The organism is Pseudoalteromonas umbrosa, from assembly GCF_030125375.1.
GTDB classification, from domain to species: domain Bacteria; phylum Pseudomonadota; class Gammaproteobacteria; order Enterobacterales; family Alteromonadaceae; genus Pseudoalteromonas; species Pseudoalteromonas umbrosa.
In genome coordinates this window covers 166,862-179,537 of sequence record NZ_JASJUU010000002.1, presented here as the reverse complement: position 1 = coordinate 179,537, position 12,676 = coordinate 166,862, and the positions used below count along the sequence as shown (strand labels likewise).

Sequence of the window (12,676 nt, the reverse complement as noted above, 5' to 3'; positions counted from 1 at the left end):
TGTCGGTGGTTCGATTCCGCCTCTGGGCACCATTATTAAGTGTGCCGACTTAGCTCAGTTGGTAGAGCAACTGACTTGTAATCAGTAGGTCATCCGTTCGACTCGGATAGTCGGCACCATTTAATTTTAAATCAGCGAGTCGCTGTATTTAGATAAATACGTTTCAAAAAACTCTGATATAAAGTTTTTGAAACTGTATTGGCCGTTCAATTAGAATAGCCCTAGTCAACATTTTGCCCAGATAGCTCAGTCGGTAGAGCAGAGGATTGAAAATCCTCGTGTCGGTGGTTCGATTCCGCCTCTGGGCACCATTCTTATAGTGTGCCGACTTAGCTCAGTTGGTAGAGCAACTGACTTGTAATCAGTAGGTCATCCGTTCGACTCGGATAGTCGGCACCACTTATTTTGAAAAGCCAAAATCCCCCTATATCTAAATACTTTTTAGTATCTTTTAGCTTACGATTTTCATCTCCAAACTTTTTTAAATTTTAATGTCAGAATCTTGCATCCCACCATATTAGAACGCCACTTATAAAATGTACTTTGACCAACACCATGTTTATGGTTTATTTCCTGCAAAAGGTACGCTCGATTAAGTTTCTTTGATCATGCCGACTATCCGTGTTTCGGTGAACTTACTTTTTCGCATCGTAAAATTTCCTTCTTATATTGAGAGAAACCCTACTTATGAACTGTTTCAGTTTATGGGGTAGTTACAGCCGGCTCTATTCGCCTTCTCTTCATACTCATAAGCTTTAGCTACTTTACGATATTTCAACTAGTATTTTATTAAGGCTCCAAGTTAGGTAGTATTTTGATTGATGTGGCCACTTTATGTGCAGGTTTGATCATTGACCCTTAGTATGGAACAAATAGAGATATTCATAATCCCAAGTCCGTGTCAGGGGATCTGTGAAGTGAATAATCGCGGTTATTGTAAGGGCTGTTTTCGCAGCCGAGAGGAACGCTTTTGTTGGAATCAAATGACAGAGCATCAAAAAAAGCAGGTGATAGATCTATGTCAGCGCCGTAAAAAACGTGTGATGGCAAAAAAGCAAGCAGAGAGTGTTAGCAGCACGTCTAAAGGGCAAGATGCACAAGATGATTTGTTTAAATTCGATATTTAGCTTTTAACACCTTGATAATCCCTTTTTTTTCTAACTTTTCTAATGTCTCTTTTAATTTTGGGATCAGCTCTGCATGTTTGTGGTGAAGGTAATGGTAACTGTCTATGGTTATCAAGTCTTCAATTTTGATCGACTCAACGTCCATATAAGGTAAATGCTCTCGCAAATGAAAGTCTACAATGAGTGCCCCTTGTACTTTTTTTTGCATCAGCAAATTTAGCTGAGCAGCGCTGCTTTTAACCTCAAGCAACTCCCCTTGATATTTGTTTTCCATCATATACTGATAAGCGACGAGATAACCGCTTTGTACTACCATGGACTCAATATCTTCAAATGAGCAAGCGGTGCAATGACTCAGAAGTTGTAGATTGAAAGAATAGAGCGGAAAGTCGACATATAACAGGTTTGCGTAGCTATCAGTTACACCAGCTATACGGCCAAGTTGTCCATCAAGTTCGCCTTCATTAGCGGCGACCAATGCACTTTGTAATTCAAAGTCAATAAGCTCTAAATCATGGCCAATATCGTTATATGCCAGGCTCAATAGCTCCACAACATAGCGAGCCTGAGGGGTGTCTGCGGGTCGATTAAAATAGAGTGTCTTTGCTTGAGCAACAGAGCAGTACGATAGCAAAAGTATCCATAAAATTTTGATATGCTCCACAGAGTTCTCCCTAAATTACCGTAATGAGCAGTGTGCTTTTAGTTATTAAATTCTCGATGAATGCACTGTAATGATTAACTTTGTAATTCAATACTGCCGTTGTTCAGTACATATATGATACACTGTTTTTATAATTTTCAATAATTGTACAGTTAGATGTCTTATAATCTGTGTAACCTCTCCAGAGCGGAAAAATATCAAATCCAACTAGAGTATGAAGCGTCATTTTGGGCGTATCAAATTAAGCGTGGTAAGAATACTCGAGAAGCAATATATGATGCAATTAACAGCCGCCCATTATCTGAGCGTGATATGTTAAAAGCAAAGTTTGAGCAATATTTGGGACTTATGTTAGTTTAGTTATGCAATTGAGCTGTTTTTGTTTGCCTGCAATTCAAACGCCCTTAGTAAATAAGTTTTATCAGGCCAACAGAGTACGTGGTAGAGCAACTAAGCAGGATGCTATTTGGGTAGTCAAAGCTCCAAGTATAATAGCCGCTTGCAGATTACAAAAGATTGAACAGGAAACGTTTTTATCAACTGTTTTTGTAGAGCAAGCATATCGAGGAAAGGGGGTTGCCAAGCAATTGTTACAGTCTGCGATTAAGCGAGAGCCTTGTGTTTATACTTTCGCATATCAAGCGGTTGTACCTCTGTACTCTAAGCTTAACTTTATTGTGATAGACGAGAAGGTATTGCCGGCTAAGCTTCGGCAAATGTTTGCGAGTTATACTAAACAGGGACGAGAAATTATCGCGATGTGTTTTCAAGGGAACGTACACGCATGAATTATGTGATCGCTTTTATCATATTGATCTTCAGCGTGTTATGTCATGCCCAAGTGTCTCGAATTTCTCCTGCTGAAGGCTTATCTCAAAGCTATGTAAATACGTTACTGTTCGATAAAAAAGGGTACCTTTGGTTATCTACCGAAGGTGGGTTAAATCGCTATGATGGGTATCAGGTACTTGAGGTGATGGGCCCCAATAAAGCATTGGATAAAATGCAAATTGACCGAATCTATCAGGACCCTTCGGGTAAGATTTGGGTAGCTTCAGGTCGCGCGGGATTATTTAGCTATCATCCTGAAGTTGATATATATCGCCAATATATTCAAGCTCCTTCTTCTGAGCAAGACTACATTCAGAACAGTGTTTTTCAAATGCTAGAAAAAAGCCCAAATGAATTGTGGCTTGGCCGAACAAAAAATGTATCTGTACTAAATAAAGAAACAGGCATCATCACAGAAGTGATTTCTATTCCAGGGATGAACGATCGAAGCTTAGTGAGATCCTTGTTGCAATTTGAAGATATACTTTACATTGCTACTACTGAACGTCTTTTTGCCTATCATATCCCCAGTGCTCGTTTAAAGCCTATAAAGCATATCAATAATCCCGAACACCCATTTCAACACAACACAAAATCTTTGCTGTTGCTAGACGATTCCACTTTGTTGGTTGGTGCTGTTCTTGGTTTATATCAGCTAGACATAAGTGAATTGCAGAAGAACTTTGATGCAACCCCAGCCTATAAGACGATATTAGAAGAGTTTAATATCTGGCATATGTTAAAACAACAATCGTATTTATTACTCGGCACTGATAAAGGGCTAATGAGGCTTGACCCTAAAACAGGCGTGATTGAACCTGATAAACGTTTGACTCAAAGTCGGTTCTCAATCTCCGACAGTAGTATTATTCATTTAAACGAAGACAATAATGGCGGTGTTTGGGCTGCTACCCGCACAGATGGTGCATTTTATTTACCACCAGATAACCACATTTTTGATAACGTACAAAATGACTCAGTGATTGGTGAATTTTCTCATGGTGCGGTGTGGGGTATTGTAGAGTTTCAAGGTTATTTATGGGCAGCTACCAGAGATGGCCTAACTAGATATGATCCAAATACCAGAGAAGCTAAACCTTTGCTACAAGGGTATATGGGGGAGAGCTTTTTACCTGAATACTCTATTTTTGAGCTGTTTCCATTTAAAAATAAACTGTGGCTGATAAGTAATCGAGGTCTGTTTGTATTTGACCCCAAGACTGAAAAAATTTCTCGACCGAGGGCACAGAACCCTGAATCTTCGAAAATTCTGTCTGGCTTTGTAAAGGGGGCTGCATTGGTTGAACCGGGTTTACTGTATTTTGTTGATGGTAATTCTGGTTTTTATCTGTTTAATATGAACAACGGTATACTAGAACCATTGGGAGAGAGCTTCGCACAATTTGATCCATTTTTAAGCTATGGTTTTTTTCCGCCTTTGTCCAGTCACCCGACACAGCCTGTTTTTTATAGCGAAGGTAGACTATTTAGGTACGATCATTTGAATCAAAAATTACTTCAAATATATCAAGTACCCAAAGCCCACAAGCAATCAGCTGTAGATTTACTAAGTTACACTATAGATAAAAATAATGTACTTTGGTTATCCTTCGCGACGCATGGTTTAGTCCGCCTGACCGCCGATGGATATAAACCACTGCCACTGCCCACTGATTCATTGTCTGTTACCAATTTTATATTGTATGAAATGCAACAAGACAAAGAAGGGATGATTTGGATGTCATCTCATCAAGGTATATGGCGCTTAGACCCTGATAACTTTCATTTGCAGGGCTTCACCATAAATGATGGTTTGATGAGCAATGAGTTTAATAGCGGCTCTTCAGCGAAATTAAAAAATGGTCACATTGCCTATGGGTCATTACAGGGGATAACTATTTTTGACCCAGAAGTGAATAGGCCAAATAGGCCATTGCTAACGCGCGTAAATATCACCAACGTTGATTTGATGTCGAGAGAGCTTAAACCTGCGGGGCTAAAGACCTTTTCTTCGATCGAACTTAATCACGATGATATTGGATTAGAAGTGTCATTTTCTGCCATGGCATTTACCGCCCAAGAGCGTATTGTTTACGAATATCAGCTGTCGGGCGAACAGAGAATTTTGAGCCGTAATAGTAATCGAGTTGTCTTCCCTAAATTAAACCCTGGTAATTATCGTTTGAAAGTATGGGCTAAAGATCCACTTACAGGTGATTATACAGAACCAGCAGAATTACACATTCGAGTTAAATATCCAATTTGGCGATCGCCTCTGGCATTGGCTTGTTACCTTATATTGGCTAGTGCGTTATTTGCACTTTGGGTTCACAGGAAAAACCGAGTTGCTCAACTGTTGATGGAAGCACATAAAGATACCCGCAATAGTGAAACACGTTTAAAAATGGCATTGGAGGGCAGTAACTCGGGTGTGTGGGATTGGCAGTCAGGCTCTAATCTCGTATATCAACCTCGTCTGTTAAATGAACTTGGTTATAAAAATGAATATATAAACTTAGATGATTATTTAGAGCTTATTCACCCGCAGGATAGAGCTTTATTCCGTATAGAGTGGCTAGAGTTTGTTTCGACGGCGAAAGGATATATTGATTGCACATACCGCTTACGCAACCGAGTTGGTCAATGGCGCTGGTATAAAGATTATGGCAAGGTAATGGCGTGGCGGGAGGCTGTACCAATGCGTGTTGCTGGTACTTACACTAACTTGACGCGAGAACGGGTGTTTGAAGAGCGAGCAGCATTATTTGGTGAAGCTTTTGAGCAGACCCGTGATTGGGTTATGATTTTTGATAAGCGTTTTCGTATTCTAGCGTGTAACAAAGCACTTCAAGATGCATTTGATGTTGAGGCAAACCCTACTTCAAGTACCAGTGTGAGTCTAGGCTTAGAGCGTCATGTACGACTACACTATCTGAGAGCCATGAGCAAACTGGTTGAAGGTGAGCACCACAGTGCTGAAGAAGTGTTACGCTTACCAAGTGGTGAGGTACGGCATGTACTAGTGAAAGTCACTGCAACTCTAGGTCAAAATTACATCATTGTTTTGACAGATATCAGTAAACAAAAGCGTACTGAAAAAGAGCTTTATCAACTTGCAAACTACGATGCTCTCACGAAATTACCCAATAAAGTTCTATTTATGGATAGAGTACAGCATGGCATAGAGCAAAGCGAAGAGTCACAACAATCCTTGGCTATTTTGGCGATTAAATTCGGTCGCCTGCAACGTTTAGCAGATACCTTTGGTGATGACTTTGTGCTGGCTGTGATCCGTCAAGCAGCCAAAACATTACAATGCTGTTTTAGAGAAATGGATAGCCTGGCTATAGGTCAGGAGAGAGACTTTTACATTTTAATGGAGCATCTTGACGATGTAGACGCAGTGACTCGTTACGCACAATGCTTGGTTGCGCGCTTTGAAGAGGGTATGCGCGTTCATGAGCAAGATGTGCAAATTGATGTGCATGTTGGTATTTCACTCTACCCTGATGATGCCAGTGATGCGTTTGAGCTGAATCAAGCGGCAGAAATTGCATTGAGCCATGCAAAGAAAAATCCGCAAAGCTACTATCAGTATTATCATCAAGATATTAATCAGCAAGTAAAGCGTAATATAGAAGTGGAACGACGTTTAAGTGCAATCTTAAATGACGATCAACTATGCAACTATTACCAACCGATTTTAAACGCGACACAAGGCAGTATTGAAGGTTTTGAAGTGATGCTCAGATGGCCTGATGATCCTAATATCAGTGCTGAAGAGTTTGCGTCTGCGGCTGAGAAAACAGGGTTAGGGAACGACGTTATTTTACAGACGATTGAGCGAGCTTTAATTGAGCTGAAGGTGTGGCATTTATCATGGCCGGATCTGTATATTTCAGTCAATATATCTGCACAGTTTTTACACTCCAGTGGGTTTGTTGAGGGCATAAGGACAGTACTGGAGAAAACTCATTTACCCGAAAGGTGTTTGGTATTTGAGATATCTGAGTCAGTTATGATGAAAAATGTCTCGCAATCTATAGAACGAATGCTGGCATTGAAAGCGTTAGGGTGTCGTGTATTTATGGATGATTTTGGTACTGGGTACACATCTTTGATGTATTTGACTCAGTTCCCAGTTAGTACGATAAAAATTGATGAGGGCTTTATTACCGACATTGGTAATAACAAGGATCATGAAAGCATTATTCATTCTACGTTATCCCTTGCTCATAGCTTGGGTAAAGATTGTATTGCTCAGGGAGTTGAGAATATCGATCAGCTTAAGTTTTTACGTATGCTTGGCTGTGAGCGCTTCCAAGGCTATTTGTTTAGTCCAGCGCTACCAGGTGACATGATTACACATTTAATGGTGAGCTCGTGGCAAGAGATGTTTGAAAACTAGAGCTTCTCGCCACAGTGACGACAGTAAAGGCTCTGTGCTCGCTCTGAGGCCATCAGCTTAATTGCCTGATTGGCCTCGGAAGCACTGAGTCCCAATTCTAGCCTGAGCGCTTCTAGATGCTCAGCTTCAGCATCGTCTAACTTACCATCAACCAAGGCGTGTAAAACCGCTTCATGAAAGGCATCTCGGCGTTTACGCAATTGATCGGCAAAGCTCGATGCCAATAATCCAGTCGGAATGGCCACCATGCCCATACTGAGTAGTGTGATTACACCGCCAAAAAAGCGCCCTAATGGCGTAATTGGTACTACATCTCCATACCCTACGGTTGTCAGTGTTGCCATTGCCCACCACATAGCTGCGGGGATCGAACCAAATTTTTCAGGTTGAACATCGTGCTCAATAAGATAAATGCCGCATGATGCAACGATTAATACGAGTGACATAATAAAAAAAGCCGCCATTAATGAGCTGGCTTCTTCCTTAAATGCTGCCAAAAGCAACTGCATTGCTCGGGAGTATCGTGTGAGCTTAAAAATACGCATTAACCTGACGACGCGCAAAAACCGGAGATCGAACGTAAAAAACACCATCAATAAGGTAGGTAAAATGGCGATTAAATCAATTGCTGCAAGGGGGGAGCGGATATACTTCAATCGAATAGCAAAATGACTTTTGCTATCGTCTTTAAAGTTGAGTTTATCGACACAACACCATAATCTCAGTAAATATTCGATGCAAAAAATACCGACGGATATCACTTCAATATAGAAGAAGGCGCGATAATATTGACTTGCTAAGTCAGGCACGGACTCTAATACAATCGCGACAACATTAAAAATAATTAAAGCGATTAGAAATATATCTAAGCTGTGGGCTATTTTACGGTATTTGCCGCTGCCTTCTAATATGGCTGCCGTTTTTTGTCTTAGCGTTAAGCTCATAATGTTTTAGCTATGGATTAGTAGTTTGCAGCGGCATCGTCATAATAGCAGCCCCTTCTTCAAAGTCTCTTCTGACATTAAAACCTAGGTGTTTTGCTAAATTTATCATACCCGTGTTTTCAAACAAGGTGATCCCTTCAATCGTGTCGACACCTTTCTCTTTACAGTAATCAATGGCTGCGCTCATAAGTATTTTCCCCAAGCCTAGGCCTTGAGAATCCGAGCGCACTATGACGGAAAACTCAGCTTGGGTGTTATCTGGATCCATTAATACTCGCGAAACACCCAGTGTACGAAATGTACTTTTATGTCGTTCACTAATGATAAATGCCATTTCGCGATCATAATCAATTTGCGTCATCTTAGCTAATTGGTCGTGGGTAAACTGTGGTAACTGACCAAAAAATCGTTTATACCTATCTTCTTTTGTAAGTGACTGGTCAAATTCTTGATGGTGACGCTCATCTTCAGGCTTAATCGGCCTTAACGTAACTTGCTGACCATTTTTGAGGGTAATTTGACGCTCCAGTTCTTTAGGGTAGGGCTTAATGGCTAAGCGCTTACGATGAGCGGTAGGCTGATATGGTGATAAGCCTATCTGTGCATCTAGCACTAAAAACTGTCCAGAGCTTGCCAATATAGGGTTGAGCTCAAGGCTATGTATATCAGGCTGCTCAATGATCATTTGAGATACCCGAGTGAGTAGCGCACACAGTCGATATTTATCGACTTTATCTGGCAGAGCACGCTCTTTCAAAACGCCTTTATCATGGGCTGCTGCGATTAGGTATTTAGCCAAGTTCATATTTAAAGGGGGAAGTGCAACGGCAGCTTGGGAGAAGTTCAAGCCTGTACCGGCTTCCCCTAGTAAAATCACAGGTCCAACATCAGGCTCTGTTTTTATCGCAATGCGCAGCTCTTGTGTACCCGCTCTAGATGCCATTTTTTGTAGAGAAAAGCCTTCTATTTCTGCATCGGGATATGATTTTTTAATTCGTAGCAGCATAGAAAAAGCGGTTTGCTCCACTTCATTTCCATCGTTTAGGTTGAGTACTACGCCGCCGACTTCTGATTTAGACGGAATTGCGGCACTTAGTAATTTTAGTGCGACAGGAAAGCCAATGGCTTCTGCTTGCTCTTTGGCTTCACTTGGGGTGAGGGCGACTTCGGTTTGAATACAATCAATCCCATAACTTTTAAGGATTTGGCTCGCTGAGTGGGTTGATAAATATTGATGTCCTGTACGTAAGTAATGATTGATTTGCTGTTTTGCAGCAAGACTATCGATTAACTCGTCTTGAATGATGGACTCAGGAGTTTGTGTCAGGTGCTTTTGATTACGGCGGTAAGTGATCAGGTGCATAAAAGCACTGACTGCCCCTTCAGGCGTTCGATATGTTGGTATGTTACTCAGTACGCAAATATCTCTAGCGGAACGTGCAGCCTCTTCCCCCATAAAGTTAGTCATGACAAAAGGCCTGGCCATTTTGGGCAGTTTTTCTAGCGTTTGCGCGATGATCTTGGCATATGCTGAACTGGGTGCCAGTGCAGAAGGTGTGTGTATGATCAGCAAATTTTTAACTTCATCAGCTTTTAATAAAACTTCTAAAGCTTTCTGGTAGCGCTCAGGTGATGAGTCGCCAAAAATATCGACCGGATTATCAGTTTGTGATGATTGAGGCACAATGTTGTTAAGCGCTTCGATGGTATTTTCTCTGAGCTTTGCGAGCTTGCCAGAGCGCATCAATAGGGTATCAACAGCCATAATACCCGGACCGCCACCATTGGTTAAAATTGTAAGGTGTTCGACTTTGAGTAATTTGGGGTGGAGTGCAAGTGTTTGCGTGGCTGCAAACAGCTCGCGTAAATCGTTTACACGCAACATCCCTGCACGTTGAAACATGGCATCGTAGACTGCGTCATCTGAAGTTTTACCACCTGTGTGATTGTATGCTGCACGCGCACCTGCAATGGTTCTTCCTGTTTTTATTGCAATAACTGGTTTATTGAACGCTGCAGCTCGCGCTGCAGAGATAAAGCGTCTTACGTCTTTGATGTTATCTATATAGAGCAAAATGGCGGATGTTTTACTGTCTCGTGCTAAATAATCAAGTAGCTCATCGAAGTCGATATCAAGGCAATCCCCGACAGAGACAAAATGAGAAAAGCCAATGTGCTTGTTTTTTGCCCAGTCTAAAATGGTAGAGCAGACTGCAGCCGATTGCGATAAAAAAGCGAGTTTACCAGGTTTTGCCACTGTGTGTGAAAAGCTGGCATTCAGACCAATATGCGGTAAGATGAGCCCTAAACTGTTACTTCCAAGGAGGGTGACCTCGGCTTGTTGTGCACAGTGTCCTAAGGTATTTTTTTCTTCATTGTTTAATCCAGCAGCGACGATAATAGCGTGTTTGCAGCCAAGTGTACCGAGTGCTTTTATGAGTTGGCAAAGGGTGGCTTTGTTGGTGCATATAATGGCAAGATCTGGGGTGCAGGGCAGTTGCTCTATATCAGAATAGGCAAGTACACCATTGACAGCGGTATATTTTGGTGTGACTGGCATAATAGGCCCTTTAAACCCACCTTGTAGCAAGTTTTTCATGACGACATTGCCAGCCCTATTTGGGTTATTGGAGGCGCCGATGACTGCAACCGAATTGGGATTAAAAAACTGACCGATGCGCTTTACACTCATGCCTACTCCTTTGAATTGCCTATATTAAGCGAAGTGCTTACTCAAGACTGTAACATGTTTACATCATATTTCGAGAAGATAAGAGAATTACTTTGATCTCGCGGGCACTTTTGAGGTGCAAAAGTGCCGCTATGTAAGGCGTTTGATGATTTAGACTTTGAATTTGGATACGTCCTCCTGCATTTTATGGGCGTCAAATTCAAGTGCTTCACAATTTTTGCAGTTTTGGCAAGAGTCAACATAGAGCTGTTCTGCTGATACAGAGATATTGGCAGCCGCATTTTCTACACCTTGAACGGTTGCCATTTGCTCTTCGGTTGCGCCTGCGATTTGGATCACCATATCGCGTATTTTGTCCATCGCATTTTTGTTATCATCCATACTTTGCTGGGCATCTGTGATCCCCTCGTACATTTGCTCACTTAAAGATAAGCTTGTTTGCATTGCTTGCTCTGAATCATGGACCAAGCTTTGCAGACCATGGATCATTCGTTCGATTTCAACGGTAGAACTTTGAGTGCGCTTTGCCAGTGTGCGCACTTCGTCAGCGACGACAGCAAAGCCTCGACCGCTTTCACCGGCGCGCGCAGCTTCTATAGCGGCATTAAGTGCGAGTAGATTGGTTTGTTCCGTGATCCCACGTATGACTGAAGTCACACTTTCAATTTCGCCACTGGCTGAGGATAATTGCTGCATTAGTTTACTGTTTTCGTTGATGTGCCCAGTCAACTCAGACATATTGTGGTGGGCTTTGTGCATGATTTCTGAGCCGCGGGCCATATTTTCATCAGCTTCATTGACATTGTTTTGCACCGCAACACTGTTTTCTGCAATCAGAGAAACGGCTTGCACTAACTCACTGACCGCTACCTTCACGGCATGGGTATTATTTTTTTGCTCTTCGATGGCTTGTTGTGAGCGTTTCGTTACCTCAACCGATTGATGCGCGCCACTCTCTACTGTTTCGCCCGTATGCTTTATTTCCCTGACAATATCGGCGGTTGTATCGATAAATTGATTGACTGAACCCGCAAACTCTGTGACTTCATCGCGGCCGCTCAACTCGATATGATGGGTCAGGTCGCCTTCACCATGGCTAATGGTGGCCATATTGGCATTGGCAATTTTGAGTCGTTGCACAATATGCGCACCTTTCCACAGTAATAACCCTGCGATGATGACGGTTAGGATACCTGCTAGCATCAAGCCTTGATTTTTCGCGGCAATCAATTCGTGCTGGATCCCTTGATCTATATCGCCAGACAGTTGATTCATTGTACTCTCAACTTTATGGATACTACCTCTAAGCTCTCCTCTGAGCCCAGAGCTTGCATCTAGCCCTCGCTCAACCAAGGCAGTAGTGAGCGCACGCGCCGTATTTTCAAATAAAGTAAGGTCATTTTGTCCACCGCTAAACTGATCATTGAAATAGACTTTCATCACAGCCAATTGCTGGGTAACTTCATTTTTAGTCGACATATTGAGGTTAGTTTGAAAATCATTTTCCAATAGCACTAGCCGAAGCGCTTTACTCATTGCTGTGATATCACCGATATTGGTGAGCGATTCGTGCAGTGCGATTTCTGCTTGATTAAACTCTCCTCGTAGGCCTTGGTTAGGAGTGAGCCCAATCTTTGTATCCAGTGCAACCAAGTTACGCAAGTTAGATTCATAATTGCTCAAGTCTTTTTCGGCGACAATCAGGGCTTGTTGTAAGTGAGTAGGAAGCTGCCCACTAAGGACTGACATATTTTGTCTCATCAATTTGATACGGGCGTCAAACTTATCGACATACTTTTGTTGTTTGCGAAGCAAAAAGTCTTTTTCATGACGTCTGAGCATCAATAGATCATTACTAATCTCTTTACTGGTTGCGAGTCGCTGTCCTAAATTCGCTATATGGCTTGTTTCATACCACAATACACCCACCATGCAAAACAGTGCGATCATGACAAGAGAAGAAAGTAAAATGAAAGTTTGACGTATGGTCATAGTCTACTCCTTAGCTTC

8 protein-coding genes and 3 tRNA genes are annotated in these 12,676 nt (G+C 41.9%); 7 read left to right on the top strand and 4 right to left on the bottom strand.

Annotation, left to right across the window (positions count from 1 at the left end; translation table 11 throughout):
* Positions 1–43: 43 nt before the first annotated feature.
* From QNM16_RS07975 to QNM16_RS07960, 4 genes are all read left to right on the top strand, one after another.
* A tRNA-Thr gene (locus QNM16_RS07975) sits at positions 44–119 on the top strand.
* Positions 120–235: 116 nt separating this feature from the next.
* Positions 236–311, top strand: a tRNA-Phe gene (locus tag QNM16_RS07970).
* A 12-nt stretch (positions 312–323) separates the two neighbouring features.
* Positions 324–399: transfer RNA gene (locus QNM16_RS07965), tRNA-Thr, on the top strand.
* Between the two features lie 464 nt (positions 400–863).
* Positions 864–1,127, top strand: a complete 264-nt coding sequence (locus QNM16_RS07960) for a DUF1289 domain-containing protein (protein ID WP_284020014.1) — start codon at positions 864–866, stop codon at positions 1,125–1,127.
* Here the strand turns inward: QNM16_RS07960 and QNM16_RS07955 are convergent.
* Entirely contained in the window at positions 1,111–1,791 is a 681-nt protein-coding gene (locus QNM16_RS07955) for a hypothetical protein (protein WP_284020013.1), read from the bottom strand. The genes QNM16_RS07960 and QNM16_RS07955 overlap by 17 nt on opposite strands.
* A gap of 156 nt (positions 1,792–1,947) precedes the next feature.
* Here QNM16_RS07955 and QNM16_RS07950 point away from each other — a divergent pair, with 156 nt between their 5' ends.
* Genes QNM16_RS07950 through QNM16_RS07940 form a run of 3 tightly spaced genes read left to right on the top strand, consistent with a single transcriptional unit; the run spans position 1,948 to position 7,030 of the window.
* The gene (locus QNM16_RS07950; RefSeq protein ID WP_284020012.1) at positions 1,948–2,151 is read left to right on the top strand and encodes a DUF3283 family protein; all 204 of its coding nucleotides are present in this window, start codon (positions 1,948–1,950) and stop codon (positions 2,149–2,151) included.
* 2 nt (positions 2,152–2,153) lie between these two features.
* Complete coding sequence (locus tag QNM16_RS07945) at positions 2,154–2,579, top strand: GNAT family N-acetyltransferase (RefSeq protein ID WP_284020011.1); 426 nt, start codon at positions 2,154–2,156, stop codon at positions 2,577–2,579.
* Positions 2,576–7,030, top strand: a complete 4,455-nt coding sequence (locus QNM16_RS07940) for an EAL domain-containing protein (protein WP_284020010.1) — start codon at positions 2,576–2,578, stop codon at positions 7,028–7,030. Before QNM16_RS07945 ends, QNM16_RS07940 begins: the two co-directional genes overlap by 4 nt.
* On the opposite strand, the gene QNM16_RS07935 is transcribed toward QNM16_RS07940, so the two are convergent.
* The 3 genes from QNM16_RS07935 to QNM16_RS07925 all read right to left on the bottom strand — a co-directional run bounded on the left by QNM16_RS07935 (position 7,027) and on the right by QNM16_RS07925 (position 12,658).
* Entirely contained in the window at positions 7,027–7,974 is a 948-nt protein-coding gene (locus tag QNM16_RS07935) for an ion transporter (RefSeq protein ID WP_284020009.1), read from the bottom strand. The two genes, QNM16_RS07940 and QNM16_RS07935, sit on opposite strands and share 4 nt — an antisense overlap.
* A 10-nt stretch (positions 7,975–7,984) precedes the next feature.
* Positions 7,985–10,666 carry a bifunctional acetate--CoA ligase family protein/GNAT family N-acetyltransferase gene (locus QNM16_RS07930; protein ID WP_284020008.1) on the bottom strand — a complete coding sequence of 894 codons (2,682 nt, stop codon included), beginning with the start codon at positions 10,664–10,666 and terminating at the stop codon, positions 7,985–7,987.
* A gap of 150 nt (positions 10,667–10,816) precedes the next feature.
* Positions 10,817–12,658, bottom strand: a complete 1,842-nt coding sequence (locus tag QNM16_RS07925; RefSeq protein WP_284020007.1) for a methyl-accepting chemotaxis protein — start codon at positions 12,656–12,658, stop codon at positions 10,817–10,819.
* Positions 12,659–12,676: the final 18 nt, after the last annotated feature.